Genomic DNA, 18,504 nt, shown 5'->3' on the forward strand with positions numbered 1-18,504 from the left:
CGCATTTGTTAGATACTAGTATACTAGCCACAAGTTGTGTTCTCACAGCGTCTTTTAACAGCCATTTGTGAAGACACAAATGGAGGTATGGTTCAGAAATATACTTCTTGCGACTTAGGTAAGTAACCCTAAAACATTATTTGAATAACTAAAGCTGAAGCTAAACCAATAAAAACCCACAAAAGCACTCCATACACTAGAGGTTTAGCCCCTAAACTTTTGAGCATATTTAAAGACAGTGAACCACCCATTAGAAAAAGTACGGCAGACATTAAGGACTTAGTAGTTCCCAAAGTGAAAGTCTTTAAATGGGGAGGTATAGAGCAAAAAGAAGCCAACGTAAGAGCCGCTACAAACAAAACAATAAACAGTGGCGGAGAACCCCAACCGTTTCTTCCTTTGCGAAGCGAGTAGTAAAGAATTAAAGGCAATATCCACAGCGCCCTCATTACCTTAGCAGTAGTTGCCAACTCAAGTGCCTCGTCTCCAAAAACACCCGCTGCGCCAATTACAGAACTCGTATCGTGTATTGCCACAGCACACCACAATCCAAACTGATGGTTACTCATGTTTAATGCTGCGCCAACTGCCGGAAAAATAAAAACAGCAAGAGCGTTGAGCAGAAAGACCACCCCCAGAGCGGACGATGTATCCTTAGGCGTAGCCCCAACCAAGGGAGACACGGCAGCAATGGCACTACCTCCACAAATAGCAGTTCCGTAGGTGATTAATTGTGGCAACTTCCCCTTTAAGCCAAGGCGGAAAGCCAATAACACCCCTCCCAAAACAACCACCAACACCGAAAGTGATGTGAGCCAAAGGCCTTCACTGCCCACGGCAAATACCTGATTAAGGTCTATGCTAAACCCTAAGCAAACAATGACTATTTGCAATAAAAAGTGTCTGACCTTGGCCAGTTGATTTTCGATGACCGCCCCAAGGCTATTTCTAAAAACGAATCCTAGACTTAATGATATGGCCGGATCTAAGGCAAGCGCGAAACACAGCAGCAAAGCCAAAACCGTAAGCCCTTTTTGCCAAAACCCCACAGCTGCGTTTAGCTAGTCTAAATTCTCTAAGTACTTATAACCACTACCGGTGTTGATCATCAGTACGCTGTCAGTATCAGAAATATGCTGTGACGCTTTTAGTTTAGGTATAGCCTTAAGCAATGCAGCACCCTCAGGAGCCACCAATACACCTTCCGAAGCGGCCATTTCTTTTACTCCTGCAACCATTTCTTCTTCACTAATGGCAATACCCGTTCCTCCCGACTCATAAAGAACTTCCATGATCATATCTTCCCCAAAGGCTGTAGGCACAGCCAAACCATTGGCCAGCGATTCACGATAGGCTTTGGTTGACCTGTCAACCCCATTTAATCGATCCACTATTGGGGCACAATTTTGAGCCTGCACAACAATCATACGCGGCAATCGTGCGGAAGAATCGAGCCAACCTAAGTCCATCATTTCATAAAAGGCCTTCCAAATACCTAGAAGCCCGGTTCCTCCGCCAGTAGGATAAAGAATCACATCGGGCAGATTCCAGTTGAGTTGCTCCACCAACTCATAGCCCATGGTCTTTTTACCTTCTAAGCGATACGGCTCTTTAAGTGTAGATATATTAAACGCCCCAGTCTCTTTCTCAAGTTTTGTGGCCAAAGCACCACACCGATCAATCAGCCCATCAACCAAAATTAGCTCCGCACCAAAATACCGGCATTCGTCCTGGAAAATCCTGGGCGTATGCTTTGGCATTATTACGGTAGCCTGCATACCTGCTGCGGCACAGTATGCACTCATAGCCCCACCTGCATTACCTGCTGTAGGAATTACACAGTGTTTCACTCCAAACTCTTTGGCTTTAGAAATTGCCATGCTCAAACCACGTGCTTTAAACGATCCGGTTGGGTTCAGCGACTCGTCTTTCATTTTCAAAGACTCTAAACCATAGGACTGTGCTAATTTCTTCAGGTTAAGAATAGGGGTCATCCCTTCACCCAGCGATACAATATGATCATCCTTCAAAATGGGCAGAACCTCCTGATACCTCCACATGGTAGCAGGCCTGCCGGCCAGGTCTTCCGGGCGAAGCGACTGGGCAAAGTCATACTTAGCAACCAATGGTTTCTGGCAACAGTGGGCATAGGTCTGAAGAGTGTTTAGAGGGTAGTGCTTATTACAATGAGAGCACTCCAGATGAGTGGCCAGTGAAATGGAAGGAGCTATAGACTGATGCATGCCGCAAAACTGCATCGTCAATCATAACCAATCAAATGAATTAATGTAACAACCTATAACCGTTAGTTATAAACACTCTTTGCCTCGCGGATAAACGCCCGGGTGGTGTCGGTGAGGCTTTCTCCCGTCCTTGTGACAAAATTAAAACTTCTCTCTATGAGTAGCCCCGGAATATTCACCTCCTGAAGAAGCCCCAGAGCCACTTCACGCTTTATAGCCAGCGGAGAGAGAAACCCAATAGAATCATCTTCAATAAGAAAGTTCTTTAACACTTCCGTGCCACCAAGCCTAACTTTTATATTGAGATCGCTCGCTTTAATATTCCATTTAGACATGGTTCTGGACCAAGCCGAAAGAGTTCCTGAACCAATCTCTCTCATGGCCAGTGGTGCGGCCTTAAACTCATCCATAGAAACCTCTCGCCCGGCAAAAGGACTACGCGCAGAACACACTGGCACAATGCGGTCGTTCATAAAGAATTCATAATGCAGCGCATTAGACTCTTGCTTATCTTCTACCACCGCCAAATCGATTTCATGTGCTTTCAAAGCTTTAAGTACATTTTCTGTATTCCGATTGATTAGGGTAATTTTAACCAGCGGCCATTTTTTACGAAAAGAAGAAAGCACCCTAGGCAGTACGTAAAGCGAAAGTGTGGTGCTAGCTCCAATTTTAAGCTCGGCCTTTGCTGTCATCCGGCTTTTTATGATCTCTACATCCGCCTCCATTCGGTTCTGAATCAACTTGGCTTCTCTTAAATAGGTAAGCATTTTTTCGCCCTGAGGAGTAAGTGCAATGGCATTCCCCTGGCGCTCAAAAAGCGGCACTTCAATAAGCGATTCCAGCTTTTTTATTTGCTTACTTACGGCAGGCTGAGAAATACAAAGCACCTCAGCCGCCTTAGAAAAACTCAAGTGGCAGGCTACAGCATAGAATACTTCATACGATACAGACAGCATGGTTGCAATATAAGAAGCTCTTTGAGCTTACTTAAATTTCCTTTGGCTTGTTTTGAAATGTGAAAAACGCCTGTTACGTTTGCACCATCAAGTCATTCAATCCCGATTCAAAGGGAACGAATCGATTTATAAAGAAGCGTGGAGAGACAGGCTCTATGAAGCGCTAGCAACCACTCCCGATCCATCGGGAAAAGGTGCTAAATCCTGATCCCAAAATGGGTGCCAGGTGGCATTCGGGAGAATATAAATTGGTTAAACATGCTTTCTAATCCAATTACAAAACCTTTCAGAGGTTGGGTGAAAGCCACCCAACAGGCAGCGCTTATTACCATTATTTGTTCTGATCGAATGTGTTGTGCCTAGGCCATACACCTTCTAATCCACTTTTCACACAAATCATTTCAGAACATGTTAATTCAAAGCCCTAAAGGGTCGGCTGTAGCCAGTGCTCAGCCAGACGCTATACAACAATTTATTATAAAAGGAGATTTTAGCCTGGAAAACGGCAGCTTTCTTACCGATCCGGTTATAGCCTATCATACCTTCGGAAAGCTAAATGCCAGTAAATCTAATGTCGTATGGATTTGCCATGCCCTTACAGCCAATGCCAACCCGCTGGAATGGTGGCCCGGACTGGTAGGCGAGCAATACCTCATTAATCCGAGGGAACACTTTATTGTTTGTGCCAACATACTAGGCTCATGCTATGGGAGTACAGGGCCTAAAGACTTCAACCCTGCCACCGGTGAGCGCTATTTGAGAGACTTTCCATTGCTCACTATTCGAGACATGGTAAAAGCCCATGAGCAGCTCAGGCAACATCTGGGCATAAACCGCATTTATCTGGGCCTTGGAGGTTCTATGGGTGGGCAGCAAATTTTGGAGTGGGCTATTGAAAGCCCTACACTTTTTGAAAACCTCTGCATTATTGCAGCCGGGGCCAAAAGTTCGCCATGGGGAATAGGCATACGCTCTGCTCAACGCATGGCTATTGAAGCCGACCCAAGTTTTTTCTCGAGCTCGCCAAAAGGTGGCTGGAAGGGACTGGAAGCTGCACGCGCCATGGCTATGATTTCTTACCGAACGGATAAAATCTATAATGAAAACCAGGAGGATGGCCAGGAAAAGATTGACGGCTTTAATGCCGAGAGCTACCAACGCTATCAGGGTTTAAAACTTCAGAAACGCTTTAATGCACACAGCTACTATGCGCTTTCCAAATGCATGGACACGCACGATGTAGGTCGCAAAAGAGGCGGAGTACAGCAGGCGCTCAAACGGGTGAAAGCCAACACACTGGTGATAGGTATTAATTCAGATTTACTATTTACCCGCAACGACCAGCAAATACTGGCTCACGGAATAAAACATTCAAAACTCACTTTTATAGACTCAAACTATGGACACGATGGCTTTTTAGTAGAAGCCAAAACCATTTCAACCCACATCGAAAACTTCTTAAACGAGCACCCATGAAAAACATCAATATCGGACTCTTTGGCTTTGGCTGTGTTGGCCAGGGACTTTACGAAACGTTGAATAACTCCCGAAACTTTGCGGGTGAAATCAGCAAAATCTGCATTAAAAACCCCGAGAAGAAAAGAAAACTGCCGGCTCAACTCTTTACTACCAAAAAAGAGGAGATAATCAATGACCCAACCATTGACATAGTGGTTGAACTAATTGATGATGCCGAAGCGGCATTTTACATTGTAACAGAATCACTCAAAGCGGGGAAATCGGTTGTTACGGCCAATAAAAAAATGGTGGCCGAAAACCTGGAGACTTTGGTAGCACTGCAGGAGCAAACAGGAAAAGCGGTGCTCTACGAAGGAGCAGTCTGCGGCAGTATTCCTATTATTCGTACCCTTGAAGAATATTTTGGACATGAACCGCTGCTAGAGGTTAGAGGCATATTCAACGGCTCTACCAACTACATCCTCACTAAAATATTTAATGAACGGCTCGACTACCCTAAAGCTCTTAAACAAGCTCAGGAACTCGGCTTTGCCGAAAGTGACCCCACGCTGGATGTTCAGGGCTATGACCCCAAATACAAACTAAGTATTCTGCTTACCCATGCCTTTGGCATTCATGTGCACCCAAACGACATTACCAATCTGGGTATTGACCGCCTTAAAGCGGCCGACCTGGAGTATGCCAGAGCTCATGGTCTAACCATTAAGCTGGTAGCCCAGGCACGCAGAATTGGTGACAAAGTATATGGCTTTGTTATCCCTCAATTTGTAGAACCTAATCACAGCCTGGCTAGCATTGAAAATGAGTTCAATGCAGTGACCATTCATGGTGAATTTTGCGATGAACAATTATTCATTGGCAAAGGAGCCGGAAGCTTGCCAACCGGAGCAGCCGTGCTCTCCGATATATCGGCATTGAGCTACGACTATAAGTATGAGTATAAAAAACACTATAACTTAGGTCAGCTACCTTTCAGTAATCAATCGCCCGTGCAAGTATATGTCAGCTATAATTCACCGGAAGAAGTAGATCTTACCGACTTTGAAAACATTCAGGAGAAATACTTCAGCTTTGATCACTGCTATATTGTGGGGCACGTTTGTATTGGCAAGCTTCAGCAAAGCCAATGGCAAAACAATCCCAATATTAATGTAGTTCTCACAGCAGAAGCATGTCAGACCAGTCTGGGCAACCTGTGTGTATCTGACTTAAAAGAGGAAATTTCAGAACTAAAGAAAGGACAAAAAATCAGGGAAAGAATCACTGTTTAGGCCATTTTCCGGACAACTATCTTTTTTCAGGTTCTCTTACTGATTTAATCTTTTAGTCAATATATTTGTAGCCCTAACGGCCAGTCTGGCTATAACACAAAATATTGATTTAAAATCGCTTAGTAGATGTCATCTATCATTATTACTTCAATAGTTGCGTTCTCTGTGGTAATCTTGCTATTGGTTCTGATTCTGCTCTATGCACAATCAAAGCTGGTGCAGTCGGGAGACGTTAAAATCATCATCAACGGAGATGAGAAGAATCCCGTCATTGCTTCGGCAGGTTCTACCCTCTTGAACACACTATCGGGTCAGAAGATTTTCCTCCCATCCGCATGTGGTGGCGGAGGAACTTGCGCCATGTGCAAGTGTACAGTGAAAGAAGGAGGAGGAGATGTGTTGCCTACAGAAGTAGGCCACTTGAGCAGATCCGAACAAAAAGAAGGTGTTAGACTTTCTTGCCAGGTAAAAGTGAAGCAGGATATGCGTATTGAAATACCGGAAGAAATCTTCGGTATTAAGAAATGGGAATGCGAAGTAGTTTCTAACTACAATGTGGCATCTTTCATTAAAGAATTTGTGGTGAAGCTTCCTGAAGGAGAACACCTTGAGTTCGAAGCGGGAGGTTATATTCAGGTAGACGTTCCGCCAATTACCTGCGACTTTAAGGATATTGACATAAAACCTCATCCGGAAGACCCTGCCGGCCCGGACAAGTTTAAGGGCGACTGGGATAAGTTTAACCTGTGGGATCTGAAAATGGTGAATAAAGAACCCGTGTTCAGAGCTTACTCTATGGCCAACCACCCGGCTGAAGGAAACATAATTATGCTGAACATCCGAATTGCTACCCCACCTTGGGACAGAGCAAACAACAAATGGATGGATGTGAATCCGGGTATCTGCTCTTCTTATGTATTTACCAGAAAGCCTGGCGACAAAGTAACCATTTCAGGACCTTACGGAGAGTTCTTTATTAAGCCTACCGATGCAGAGATGCTCTACATTGGTGGTGGTGCCGGCATGGCTCCAATGAGATCTCACCTCTTCCACCTCTTCCACACCCTAAAAACCGGAAGAAAAGTAACCTACTGGTACGGTGGTAGATCTAAGAGAGAGCTTTTCTACCTGGAAGATTTCAGGAAAATAGAAAGAGAGTTCCCTAACTTCCAGTTCTTTGTGGTGCTTTCTGAGCCTCTTCCTGAAGACAACTGGAAAGTGAAGAAAGATATTCACGATAAAGAAGGAGACGGTTTCCTCGGCTTTGTTCACCAGGCGGTTATAGACCAGTATTTGAGCAAACACGATGCCCCTGAAGAAATAGAATTCTACTTCTGCGGACCTCCAATGATGAACGCAGCGGTTCTCAAAATGTGTGACGATTGGGGTGTGCCTGATGAAAACGTTTCTTTTGACGACTTCGGAGGTTAAATAAACCCAACAAAATATTGAAAGCCATCTGTGAAAGCAGATGGCTTTTTTGTTATTCATTTTTCCACAACACAAGTTTACCTACCACACAGATACTAGCCAGTTACAAACAATGGGCAGGTCCTTCGACATCGCTCAGAATGAAAACAATCAGACTTAGACATCCACATAGGCAGACAAGATGCATGGCAAGCCTGATCTTATCGAACTTCTCACCACAAACTGATACTCAGAACAAATAAAAGGAGAGCGAAGTAATACAACCCTACGAAGACCTTCACCCAGAGAGCTTTCTCTCTTAGCCCCTCAACCTCATTCTCCAAAAGCCTGTACCTCATAAACCAAGGGCCAAACACTTCCAAAAAGTGTCCAGAGGTAAAATCATCAACTCCCTTTATTTCCCCTCCTTTGAGTAAATAGTATATATGCAATACAATCTTTACTATCATAAACAAGAATGCCAGAAACAGGGATACAAAAGGGAAAAGCATACTACAAAGGGCCAACTATTCTTAGCTTCATCCAATTAATGTAGTCATTTTGTATATTCAACACTGAACCTTAATACTATGACACTGAAACGCAGAAACTTTTTGAAAAAAGCCGGTGGTTTTGCAGCCGGTCTGGCATTAGCGCCCTATGCCTGCGCTACCGAGAAAGAAGCTGAAGTAACCGCAAGCAATGCTTTTGGTATTCAGCTGTATACCTTACGCGAAGATTTTCCCAAAGACCCCAGAGGAGTATTAGCTCAGTTGGCCTCTTTTGGCTATAAGCAAATAGAAAGCTACGAGGGACCTCAAGGCATGTTTTGGGGCATGACCAATAAAGAGTTTAAAGCCTACATGGACGAGCTGGGTATGGAAATAGTGGCCAGCCATTGCGACATTGACAAAGACTTTGAACGCAAAGCGGCCGAAGCGGGAGAAATTGGCATGAAGTACCTCATTTGCCCCTGGCGAAGTATGCAAACGCTCGATGAATATAAAAGTGCTACTGAAGATTTTAACCGGAAAGGGGAAATATGCCGAGCCAATGGTCTGCGTTTTGCCTACCACAACCATGCCTACAGTTTTACCCAGTTAGACGGGGTGTATCCTCAAGACATTTTTATGAAAGACTCTGACACCAATCTGGTAGACTTTGAAATGGACATATACTGGGTGGTAACGGCCAATGAAGATCCCATAGAGTGGATGAAAAAATACCCCAACCGATTTAAGCTTTCGCATGTGAAAGACCGGGAGAAAAATGCAACCACCCACGATGCCAGCTGCACTTTGGGTACTGGCAGCATCGACTACCCAGCCATTCTGAAAGCCGCCAGGCAATATGGAATGGAACACCTCATAGTTGAACAGGAGAAATACGATGGCACTACACCCCTGCAAAGCGCAAAAGACAATGCCGATTATCTGAGCAAATTGGTTAAAGTCTAAGTCTAACCGAAGGTTGATGGAATGATCCATTTAATCCTTCATTCCAATTAGAGCGAGAAACTCTTTTTAGAATGAAGGATTTATTTTTCAGGTACCAATCGGCACATGCAGTATGAAATAGGAGCTTGCTTAGCGCACCACCAGAATTTTTTTGCGTACTACCTTGCCCTTGGCATCTCGAATGCTCAGTAAATATATGCCCTCCTGAAAACGAGAAACATTGATTTGCGACTCCTTTGCCTGTACCTCTTTCGTAGGCAATACGGTATTCCCTGCCAAATCGAACATTGACATCTGAAATGGAAAGGCTTGCGAGGCCATTTTAATGGTAATCACATCCGATACGGGATTGGGATAAGCTCCTTCCAGAATTTCAGCATCAACCTCCAGGCCGGTAATTACTTCAACGGTTACCGTAAAAGCTTTTTCTACCGCTTGTCCGGAAGCATCGGCCGAGCGAACCCGAATGGAGTAAGAAGACTGCGAATCGAAATCGAAGGAGGCCGTGGTGAGCAGGCTGTTTTCTGCTATGGAAAAGCTGGCGTTATCGGTGTCGCCATCGCCCGCCACTAGCGAATAGGTATGGGTGTCTTCAGCGTCTTCATCGGTTGTTGAAAAGGTTCCTACCTCAGTGCCCGCATCTTGTTGCTCCTGAACAGTCGCGTTACTCAGTGCAATATCTGTAGGTGCATCGTTGGCATTGGTAATGGCAATTGTGAGTTGCTGATCAAAGGTTGCCCCTTCGCTATCTTCCGCTCTCACTAAAATCGAGTACTCGTTTTTTGCCTCAAAGTTGAAAAGGTCAGCAGTTTTAATTACTCCTCCCTCAATGGTAAACGAAGCATTATCCGTATCACCTTGTCCGGAAACCAGGCTAAAGGTGTGCGTATCATTCGCGTCATCGTCCGTAGCCGATAAGCTACCCACGGTTGCTCCCGCATCCAGATTCTCAGCCACCTCATCCTCGCTCAGCTCAATACCTGTTGGCGCATCGTTGATGTCATTGACCGTTACAATAAAACTCTTTTCAAAAGAAGCGTTATTAGAGTCGGTTGCTTTTATGACTACAGTATAACGGCTCTTTTCTTCATAATTGAGTACCTCTTGCGCCAGCAGTTTATTGCCATCAATGGCAAACTTATCGTTGTCTTCAGCTCCTTCTATAAGCACCAGCTCATGGGTATCTTCCGAATCCGGGTCTGTTACTGCAAGCAGGCCAATCTCTGCTCCGCTTTCGTTGTTTTCGTCCAGACTGGCCGCACTGAGCGAGATATCTGTGGGATCATCGTTCGGATCCAGACTCACCCGTTCTACGGCCCCCGAGTAGAAAGCTATTCCTACCTGATTCCCCGGATCGGTTACCATATCACGATAGGCAATAATGGCCAGCGATCCATCGGCACTCATGTAAGACCATTGCGACTGCTCCCCTCCACCCTGGCCTCCGCCACTTGGCTCCGAGCCCATCATTTGTTTCCCGTTCTGATAAAAGACCTGGACATTGCGATCCAGCTTGGCCACCAGTTCATCGTTGGCAAAAAAGTGAGTTTCAGCTCCTTGCCTCAAAAAGGCAATGTATTCGCCTGTTTCAGCATCCATCATGTCTCCGCCAAAATTCACCACATACCGATCGTTATCAGAAAGCTCTGCTTCGAGCGAACCTGTATCGTTAATCCAAACCGTTTCTCCTGTAGCCACATCTACACGCGCCTGGTCGAACGATTTGGTGCCGGTAATTATAAAGGAACCATCCGATGAAAATTTAAGCCCATTTACAAAAGGCCAACCACCAATAAATGCCTTCCAGATGAGTTGTCCATCGGCCACCCTCACCTTTCTCAGGTGGTTATCTCCAGAACCCACATAGAGGTACTCATCGGCCTCATCGAAAGCCAGAAAGCGTATTTGACCCCAGTTGTCTCCCTGATCGGGTGCATTAGGCACCTGCCTGACAATGTCACCGGTATTGGCATCAAAAAGTGTAACCACTCCGGTTGGTACCGTTCCCACAGCTACCAGAGAGGCATCGTTACTGAGAACCGCCTCAAGACCTTCTATAGCCCTGGCAGAAGAATTAAGCTGAGTAAATTCTTTCTTCCAAAGCAGAGAGCCATCTTCTCCATTGAGCACTCCAACACCGTAAGTTCCACCATTTGGAACAAGTTGATAGACTACTTTAGAACCATCAGGGCTCATATCGCCTCCCCAGCATTCGTATCCGGGCTGATACTCCCATAGTTTTTGTCCATCAAAATTGTATTTGTAAATGGTGGACTGAACCCTGTAGACGTTTTTCTCTGTATCGGAATTTCCGAACCAATTTTCCTGGCCAGGAATAAACACGACTGTTCTTTCTTGCTCTGAAACCGCCCCCCTCCAAAAGCCGGTGGGGGTTACAATGGCTTGTGTAAGACTGAATTCCACCTGATACTCATAGTCTAGAGGAGCCCAATCAATCTCAATTTTTGTCGGGTCGTCAAAAGAGGCTACTTTAACTGTTTTGTTAGGGAAATTTACATTGGGCATATCCTGCACATTTCCACTCAAAACCAAAAACCAGTCAGATCGGTCGGCAGCCTCAAACTCAAAGCTAAGGAGTCCTTCTCCGGCAGGCCGGGTTTCTACACTGTACTCCTGGCTTTTAATAGTTTTAACCTTCAGGTTGGCTTGCGGCATATAGCCTCCGGCTATTCGAATGGTACCGGCAATAGTCATATTATCACCATCCGTTAGTGCCGGCTCTGTTCGGCCACCATCGTTTATTATGGTAAAAGATTCTCTCAAGACAAATTGCTCTCCTGCCTTTTCAAACCTGAATTCACCCACATGCTCAGAAGTACCCTGAGGTAACTGAAGACCATCGCCAAAATAGCAATTGGACCATACAGAAACTACGGTAGACTCACCAGGTTCCAGATTTATAAAGCCTCCATTAGGAAAAGTGGCACAGCCGGGAAAATTTTGTGGCTGATCATCGGCCCTAAAGTCAAAAGCAATATGGGTTACTGCATCGTTTCCATTGTTGGTTATTTGAACTCTAAGTTTTGGTTGCCCATCGAGCGACCAACGAATGGTACGCTGGGTCAAAAACTCGAATTCCAGATTTTGTGCCCATGCCGGGGTGTTATTGGCATATGTATGCAGCGGCAAAAGGAGGACAAGCAGTATAAGGCAAAAAAATTCCCTGCATGAAAAATGAAGTGATTTCATGGTCGTGTCGTTTGGTCAATAAAATTTAACAATTATTGCTCACTTTAGGAGCACAGTACTCTGATAGGCCTCTGTGTTGTACATCAATCATACGAACAAGCTAAAAATTACCCTACTTTTTCCCGTTGGCAGGCCTTAAAGCTATCGCTCGAAAACCGGCAAATTCATACCTAAAAGGGACAAAACAAGAATTAAATATTTTCCTTAGGCTTATTGCCAGAAATACAGAACTTAGAAATATGAACTGGGGATTTATTGGTTTTGGAAGAATTGCCCGCAAGTTTTTAGAGAGTCTTTTTGCTGTTGAAGGCGAAGTACCTTATGCCTTTGCATCGCGTTCGAATGCACAGACTTTGCAGCAGGAGTTTCCTCATGTAAAGGTTTATGACAGCTATGAGGCTCTGCTACAAGACCCAAAAGTGGATGTGGTTTATATAAGCACCACCCACAATTTTCATTGTGAAAACACCATTGCGGCTCTTAAAGCCGGCAAGCATGTGCTTTGCGAAAAACCCATGGGGGTTAACAGCCATGAAATAAGAAAAATGACGGAGGTGGCCGAAGCATCGGGCAAGTTTCTAATGGAGGCCATGTGGACACGCTTTTTACCGGCCTATAATGAAGCCTTGAGAAGAGCAAAAGCAGGCGCTATTGGGCCACTCAATTACCTCACAGCCAGTTTTGGCTTTAGGTCTGAAGATAAGCTTACCGCGCAAGGTCGTTTATTGAATCCTGAGCTGGCCGGAGGGGCCTTTTTCGATGTGGGAGTGTATCCTTTAACTATGGCTGCCGATCTTTTTGGCTGGCACCCTGAGCAGATTCAGGTAACGGCCCGGGTTGGCCATACAGGAGTTGATGAAAGTGTACAGGTACAACTTTCTTACCCAGAGGGAGCCCTGGCTCAGCTTTTTGCCAGTGTAACCACAGGCACAAACAAAGAGGCCTGCATATACGGACAAGACGGATTTATACGCCTGCCTCTCTTTTGGAAAGCACAAAGTTTTGAGATAGTAAAAGGCGATGTGATAGAAAAAGTAGAATTGCCTTTTATAAGTACCGGTTATGCCCATGAAATTATAGAAGTGAGAGACTGTATAAGACGTGGCGACAGGCAATCGGCCAGGGTTTCGCTGAATGAAAGCCTGAAAAGTGCGCAACTGGTAGAAAAAATTCGTGGTCATATTTTCAAAGAAGTATAAAATGCCAAAAGGATTCTTAATCGATCAGGATGGGGTTATTTATGTGGAAAACAAAATGATTCCCGGAGCTGACAAATTCATTAAAACACTGCAAAAGGAAGGCATTCCCTTCACTTTTATGACAAACAACAGCCAGCGTACTCCGCTGGATGCGGTGCGTAAACTATCTAAAATGGGCATTTATGTAGAGCCTGAAAATGTGTATACATCAGCCATGGCAACGGCTCATTTCATGGGGCAGCAGTTTCCCAAAGGTACGGCCTATGTACTGGGAGAAGGGGGCTTAATTTCCAGTCTACATGAGCATGGCTTTACACTGGTGCAGAACGACCCGGACTTTGTGGTGGTAGGCGAAGGCATCAACTTTACGCTTGAGATGGTGAGAAAGGCTATTGACTTTATTCTGGATGGAGCCAAACTTATTGCAACTAATCTGGATCCGTCTCCCCGCAAGCCGGGCTGGAATAATCTGGGGATTGCGGGTATTGTAGCTATGATAGAAGCCGCCACCGGTAAAACGGCTTTCTCTGTAGGCAAACCCAGCCCTGTAATGATGCGCCAGGCCAGAAAACACATTGGACTGGCTACGGAAGAAGTAACAGTGATTGGCGACACCTTGGCCACAGATATTCAGGGAGGTGTTCAAGTGGGCTATAATACAATACTTACCCTTAGTGGTATGTCCAAAATAGACGATCTTAACGACTATCCTTTTAAACCTGATTTAGTGATTGATTCCATTGCCGACCTAAAGTTGCCCCTTCCCTGGTGGTAGACTTTGAAAATGAGCAAGCGTATGCCTTATGGAAGAATTATCGTATAACGGAAACAGCATAGTAGTGGACTGCAAACGGGGAGCTGCACTTATGCAGTGGACCTGCCGCAAGGGGCAAAACCTCCTGCCCCTAATTCACCACAGTAAAACCTATCTGTTCGAAGGTTCCTGGCTATTTCCCTTTCCCAACAGGGTCAGCGGAGGCCGCTACCAGTTTCAGGGGAGCAGGTATGAACTAGCCACTAACGATCTGGATGGGTTACCAAATGCATTGCACGGGCTAGTGCATGATCAGGCCTTTAAGATAGCCCGAAAAGAAGATAACTGTCTGGAACTGGCCTATTCCTACGAAGGTGACCAACCGGGTTTCCCTTTTCCCTACGAACTCCGGCTCTGCTACCAACTAAAGGGTGAGGCCGAGCTGATACTGAGCATTGAAGTGGTAAATCTGGGAGAAGCAGATATGCCCTGTGGGCTGGGCTGGCATCCTTATTTCAACCTGAGTATGACACCATCTGCCCGTCTTAAACTCCCTCCTGTGACGCAGATGGAGGTTGATGAGCTGATGTTGCCCACAGGTAAGGAAAGGCCTTTTAACGACTTTAAAAATTTTGAATGGCTCCATGGGCATCGCTTCGACACCTGCTTTCGGCTTCTAAAAATGGAAGAGAAAAACAGTGTGTTCCTCAGCTTCCCCAATCAGGGTACCCTGGAGCTCTGGCAAGACTTTAACTTTCCTTTTCTGCAGGTTTATAAAACGCGCGAAGATGCCATTGCCTTAGAACCCATGACTTGTGCCATAGATGCACTCAATAACGGCATTGGCCTGAAAGTACTGAGCCCCCGGCAAAGCTGGAGGCTCCAAATGGGGCTTAGGTTTTTCTAAGGTTCCTATTCGTGCAAGACCATTAGAGGAAGCGGTATATCTAACACCATTTTTTTGGTGTGACTGCCGTGGCGTAGTCGCTCAAAGAAACCATGATGACGCGCAATCATTACCAACAGGTGTATGTTGAGCTCTTTGGCCGTTTGTTGCAGTCCTTCCTCCACATCTTCATACTTTCTAAAATGAAAACTATGGTTGGTATGCTTCACATATTTTTCCATTCGTCTGGCAATATCTATCTGGTCTTTCTTATCAACCTCACCGGTATCGATATGAATGACATGAATTTGAGCATAGAAAGCTTTGGCCAAATCGACTACTACATGAATAAGATCGGGGTTTGGAACAGATAAGAAGTCTCCGGCCAAACCAATGTGAGTCATTCGCGTAATGTCGGCATCTTCCGGCAGAGCGATTACAGGCACAGGCACGTGTTTCATTACATGGTAGGCATTGCTACCAATTAGTGCTCTGGCAAAGCCGGTAGCACCATGGGTGCCCATAACTACCATGGCCACCTGCCCTTCATCATTAATTTCATTGATGCCTTCGTGCAGAGGGCCATAGAGTATATGTCTTTTGTGTTTGAGCTTTTCCAACTGCGGAAAGTCTTCAACCAACTTATTCATATCGGCCTGGGCTCTTTCCTGCAGCTCATCTAAACCGTATTCTACACCTGCCACGGGAGCTCCCTCTGCAAAGCCAAGAGGCATGACTACCGAGTGAAACAACACCAACTCAAAGTTGGCCCGCTCGGCAATCTTAATGGCATTGGCCAACGCATTTCTGGCACAGGCAGAAAAATCTATGGGTACAACAATCTTTTTCATAACAACCTCCTTTTTTAAGTGTACTTCAATCTACTTTCAATTCCTTTCTTATTGGCTGATCTAAATCATCAAAAAAAATGATTTGTGTTTTCCCTGTCGGGCTTCAACGCCTGCAATAATTCTATTTCTGACAGCGGATTTCTCAATTTGAAAAGGCTTTGAGATACAAGCTGCCCCTTCAGCCACATACACATGGTCTGTTGTTTTGGTTGAATTTTTGAAACCAATAAGGTGTGCAAGGCGCACACACTATGTTCAACTAAAACTTTTGAAACTATGCTTACATGGGCCATTATATTCTTTATTGTAGCCATCATAGCAGGTTTGTTTGGTTTCAGAGGTGTGGCTACAGCCTCTTCTAAAATTGCCAAATTCCTGTTCTTCATATTCGTAGTCCTTTTTGTGATATCGCTGTTTTTACAGCTACTGGGCTACTAACCCTCATGGGTTTAAACGAAAGAGGCTGTCTCGTTACCACGAGTCAGCCTCTTTTTTATGCTTAGGGGTAATTTTAGCCATTGCCTGATTTAAAGAAGTCTTCAATATCATTGAACGTACTTTCCACCCACTTTTTGGTGTCGTTCCAGGTCTCTTCTGTGGCATTGGCCACGTCTTCTTTGGCTCTTTCCAAAGCAGACTTACGGTCGAGCAATTCATCTTTCTTTTCTCTTAGATTTTCGGCCACATCTTCCGAAGCATCTTTTAAGTCTGCGTTTACTTCTTCCAGGGCGTTACCCACATCGGCCAGAGCTTCATCTATCTTTGCCTGAATCTCAGCCTTTTCTTTCTCCCATTCAGATTTTGATGAGTTGCCGCAGGCCACAATACCCATAGTGACCAAGGCAATTGATAAAATAGTTACGGTTAATCGTTTCATGTTTATTTTCTTTTTGGTTTAAATGATGTTTGCTAAAGTTTCAAAGGTCGTACCACTCTGGCTGTTCAGGCTTGGAGCTCCTTAAGGTGGCCGTTTAGTTTTTCGCCTCCCTTAATACCAAAGTCGAGCGTACGAATAGGGAATGGAATGGTAATATCGTTGGCATCGAAGGCTTTTTTAATTTCCATTACTGCGCTACTCCTGGCCTGCAGGTAGTTGGGGTCTTGTGGAGAGTAGTTGATCCAGAACATTACCCTAAAGTTGATGGAGGAGTCGCCAAACTCTTCGAAAACCACGTTTACGTCTTTTTCTGAAGTGAGGTATTCATTTTTGAGAACGGCTTCTCTGGCTATTTCTTTAACTCGCTCCAGGTTATCGCCATAAGAAACTCCAACGGAAAGGTCTACCCTACGCCTATAAGTTTTGGTATAGTTGGTGAGCGCATTCTGAAAAACCAGTCGGTTAGGAATTATGACGTGTAAGCCCTGAAATGTCTCTATAACGGTAGCTCTTAACTGTATGTCTTTGACAAAGCCCATATAGCCGTTAGTTTCTATAATATCGCCCACACTCAGCGGCTTTTTAAAGGCCATAATTATTCCTGAAATAAAATTGGCCGAAATGTCTTGAAAGGCGAATCCAATAGCCAAACCGGCAATACCTGCACCGGCTAGTAAGGAGGTAACTGCCTTGCTCAAATGCAACAGGTTAAGGGCTATAACCAACCCAGAGCCAATGACCAGAATGGAAATAATGGTAGAAAGAAGACCAATTATGGCAGGCTGTTCAATAAATCGGGCCATAACTTTTCGGGCTCCGTACCTCACCATTTTAGAAAGAAAATAAAAGAGAACTAGCACTAAAATGGCCACCACAAAATTGGGCAGCATATTGGTAAGTAGTTCGAGCCATCCTTCTACCTTCTCTATTACTATGTTGATTGCTTTTGATATGTTAAAGTCCACAGTGTTTTATTTTTTGGTTATTAATGCTTTCATCTCACGAAAGAGCTCTTGTCTGTCGCAATCGAGCTTACGCTCCAACCTTCGGAGCAGCTCATTCTCTTCCCCATCTTCCCAATGCAAATCGCGTTCGCTCAGCTGGCCGTAGCGACTTCTGAGCCGTGGGGCTATTTGTGACCAGTTACTTTCGAGAAATCGTTTCATTGGTATTCTAATTCGCCATAAGGCTCAAAAAATCCATACCAATCCCGAAATATGCGTTTTGGTGTTTTCTGTGAGGTTGAAGGCCTTTGCTGTGTAGAATATTGGCGTGAGCAAGTGTGGAATATTATCCACAAAAAACCCTTCGGAACAAATGCTCCGAAGGGCTCTGTCTACTTATTAACCTCACTAATACAAAAGGTTGACTCAAAAATTATTTCTTTGAAAAGGCGGTAAACATCCAGTGGTTTTTCTCCGTTTTCTTCACCATAGCGTTCATCATATCTACAGTTCCGCTATCACCTTTATCGAGTCCGACATTAATCACATTGAACATGTGTTCTAGCAAAATCTCATAGTCTTTCAGAATTTCGGAAACCATTTCCATGGCTGTAAGGTCTGAGCTGGACTCTTTTATTTCCGATTCGTCCAGATATTCTTTCATAGTACTATAGGGTGTTTGACCAAACACTCTTATACGCTCTGCGATGTCGTCTATGGCCACTTTGGCATCGTTATACTGATCTTCGAACTTTTCATGGATGTCGAAAAAATCGGCTCCTTTTACATTCCAGTGAAAGTTTCTCAGCTTTTGATAATGTACACTGTAATTGGCCAATAATTTATTGAGGGCTTCAACAATTTCGGCTGTTTCCAATTTCGTATAGCCCAATCGTGAATAGGCTCTTTTCTTAGTTTCTGAATGTATTTTAGTTGCTACTCCGTTATCCATATATTTTTTTCG

General features: G+C 44.7%; 17 protein-coding genes and 1 riboswitch. Of the genes, 8 read left to right on the forward strand and 9 right to left on the reverse strand.

Features of this window, described 5'->3' with window-relative positions; genetic code table 11:
- Positions 1 to 128: 128 nt before the first annotated feature.
- The 3 genes from IE164_RS17465 to IE164_RS17475 all read right to left on the reverse strand — a co-directional run bounded on the left by IE164_RS17465 (position 129) and on the right by IE164_RS17475 (position 3,202).
- Entirely contained in the window at positions 129 to 1,049 is a 921-nt protein-coding gene (locus IE164_RS17465) for a YeiH family protein (protein WP_189631558.1), read from the reverse strand.
- 12 nt (positions 1,050 to 1,061) lie between these two features.
- Positions 1,062 to 2,243 carry a threonine synthase gene (locus IE164_RS17470; protein ID WP_189631559.1) on the reverse strand — a complete coding sequence of 394 codons (1,182 nt, stop codon included), beginning with the start codon at positions 2,241 to 2,243 and terminating at the stop codon, positions 1,062 to 1,064.
- 62 nt (positions 2,244 to 2,305) lie between these two features.
- Positions 2,306 to 3,202 carry a LysR substrate-binding domain-containing protein gene (locus IE164_RS17475; protein WP_189631560.1) on the reverse strand — a complete coding sequence of 299 codons (897 nt, stop codon included), beginning with the start codon at positions 3,200 to 3,202 and terminating at the stop codon, positions 2,306 to 2,308.
- Between the two features lie 123 nt (positions 3,203 to 3,325).
- Positions 3,326 to 3,452: riboswitch (SAM riboswitch) on the forward strand.
- Between the two features lie 158 nt (positions 3,453 to 3,610).
- Between IE164_RS17475 and IE164_RS17480 the strand changes: the two genes are divergently transcribed.
- From IE164_RS17480 to IE164_RS17495, 4 genes are all read left to right on the forward strand, one after another.
- Entirely contained in the window at positions 3,611 to 4,678 is a 1,068-nt protein-coding gene (locus tag IE164_RS17480; RefSeq protein ID WP_189631561.1) for a homoserine O-acetyltransferase family protein, read from the forward strand.
- Complete coding sequence (locus IE164_RS17485; RefSeq protein ID WP_189631562.1) at positions 4,675 to 5,952, forward strand: homoserine dehydrogenase; 1,278 nt, start codon at positions 4,675 to 4,677, stop codon at positions 5,950 to 5,952. Before IE164_RS17480 ends, IE164_RS17485 begins: the two co-directional genes overlap by 4 nt.
- A gap of 126 nt (positions 5,953 to 6,078) precedes the next feature.
- The gene (gene nqrF, locus IE164_RS17490; protein WP_189631563.1) at positions 6,079 to 7,383 is read left to right on the forward strand and encodes an NADH:ubiquinone reductase (Na(+)-transporting) subunit F; all 1,305 of its coding nucleotides are present in this window, start codon (positions 6,079 to 6,081) and stop codon (positions 7,381 to 7,383) included.
- 569 nt (positions 7,384 to 7,952) lie between these two features.
- A complete protein-coding gene (locus tag IE164_RS17495; RefSeq protein WP_189631564.1) occupies positions 7,953 to 8,819 on the forward strand; it encodes a sugar phosphate isomerase/epimerase family protein in 867 nt (288 codons plus the stop codon).
- A gap of 129 nt (positions 8,820 to 8,948) precedes the next feature.
- On the opposite strand, the gene IE164_RS17500 is transcribed toward IE164_RS17495, so the two are convergent.
- On the reverse strand, positions 8,949 to 11,969 hold the full coding sequence (locus IE164_RS17500; protein WP_229838759.1) for a cadherin domain-containing protein: 3,021 nt from the start codon (positions 11,967 to 11,969) through the stop codon (positions 8,949 to 8,951).
- Between the two features lie 299 nt (positions 11,970 to 12,268).
- Between IE164_RS17500 and IE164_RS17505 the strand changes: the two genes are divergently transcribed.
- Genes IE164_RS17505 through IE164_RS17515 form a run of 3 tightly spaced genes read left to right on the forward strand, consistent with a single transcriptional unit; the run spans position 12,269 to position 14,889 of the window.
- Positions 12,269 to 13,228 carry a Gfo/Idh/MocA family protein gene (locus IE164_RS17505; protein ID WP_189631566.1) on the forward strand — a complete coding sequence of 320 codons (960 nt, stop codon included), beginning with the start codon at positions 12,269 to 12,271 and terminating at the stop codon, positions 13,226 to 13,228.
- 1 nt (position 13,229) lies between these two features.
- The gene (locus tag IE164_RS17510) at positions 13,230 to 14,003 is read left to right on the forward strand and encodes an HAD-IIA family hydrolase (RefSeq protein ID WP_189631567.1); all 774 of its coding nucleotides are present in this window, start codon (positions 13,230 to 13,232) and stop codon (positions 14,001 to 14,003) included.
- 28 nt (positions 14,004 to 14,031) lie between these two features.
- Positions 14,032 to 14,889 carry an aldose 1-epimerase gene (locus IE164_RS17515; RefSeq protein WP_189631568.1) on the forward strand — a complete coding sequence of 286 codons (858 nt, stop codon included), beginning with the start codon at positions 14,032 to 14,034 and terminating at the stop codon, positions 14,887 to 14,889.
- 5 nt (positions 14,890 to 14,894) lie between these two features.
- Here the strand turns inward: IE164_RS17515 and IE164_RS17520 are convergent, their stop codons facing one another.
- Entirely contained in the window at positions 14,895 to 15,719 is an 825-nt protein-coding gene (locus tag IE164_RS17520; protein ID WP_189631569.1) for a universal stress protein, read from the reverse strand.
- 276 nt (positions 15,720 to 15,995) lie between these two features.
- Between IE164_RS17520 and IE164_RS17525 the strand changes: the two genes are divergently transcribed.
- Positions 15,996 to 16,157, forward strand: a complete 162-nt coding sequence (locus IE164_RS17525) for a DUF1328 family protein (protein ID WP_189631570.1) — start codon at positions 15,996 to 15,998, stop codon at positions 16,155 to 16,157.
- 73 nt (positions 16,158 to 16,230) lie between these two features.
- Here the strand turns inward: IE164_RS17525 and IE164_RS17530 are convergent, their stop codons facing one another.
- The 4 genes from IE164_RS17530 to IE164_RS17545 all read right to left on the reverse strand — a co-directional run bounded on the left by IE164_RS17530 (position 16,231) and on the right by IE164_RS17545 (position 18,492).
- Positions 16,231 to 16,596 carry a hypothetical protein gene (locus tag IE164_RS17530; RefSeq protein ID WP_189631571.1) on the reverse strand — a complete coding sequence of 122 codons (366 nt, stop codon included), beginning with the start codon at positions 16,594 to 16,596 and terminating at the stop codon, positions 16,231 to 16,233.
- 65 nt (positions 16,597 to 16,661) lie between these two features.
- Complete coding sequence (locus tag IE164_RS17535) at positions 16,662 to 17,561, reverse strand: mechanosensitive ion channel family protein (RefSeq protein ID WP_229838761.1); 900 nt, start codon at positions 17,559 to 17,561, stop codon at positions 16,662 to 16,664.
- A 6-nt stretch (positions 17,562 to 17,567) separates the two neighbouring features.
- Positions 17,568 to 17,762, reverse strand: coding sequence for a general stress protein CsbD (locus tag IE164_RS17540; RefSeq protein ID WP_189631572.1), 195 nt, complete (start codon positions 17,760 to 17,762; stop codon positions 17,568 to 17,570).
- 211 nt (positions 17,763 to 17,973) lie between these two features.
- A complete protein-coding gene (locus tag IE164_RS17545; RefSeq protein WP_189631573.1) occupies positions 17,974 to 18,492 on the reverse strand; it encodes a Dps family protein in 519 nt (172 codons plus the stop codon).
- Positions 18,493 to 18,504 lie beyond the last annotated feature (12 nt).

Origin of the sequence: Roseivirga thermotolerans (assembly GCF_014653175.1) — a bacterium.
GTDB classification, from domain to species: Bacteria; Bacteroidota; Bacteroidia; order Cytophagales; family Cyclobacteriaceae; genus Roseivirga; species Roseivirga thermotolerans.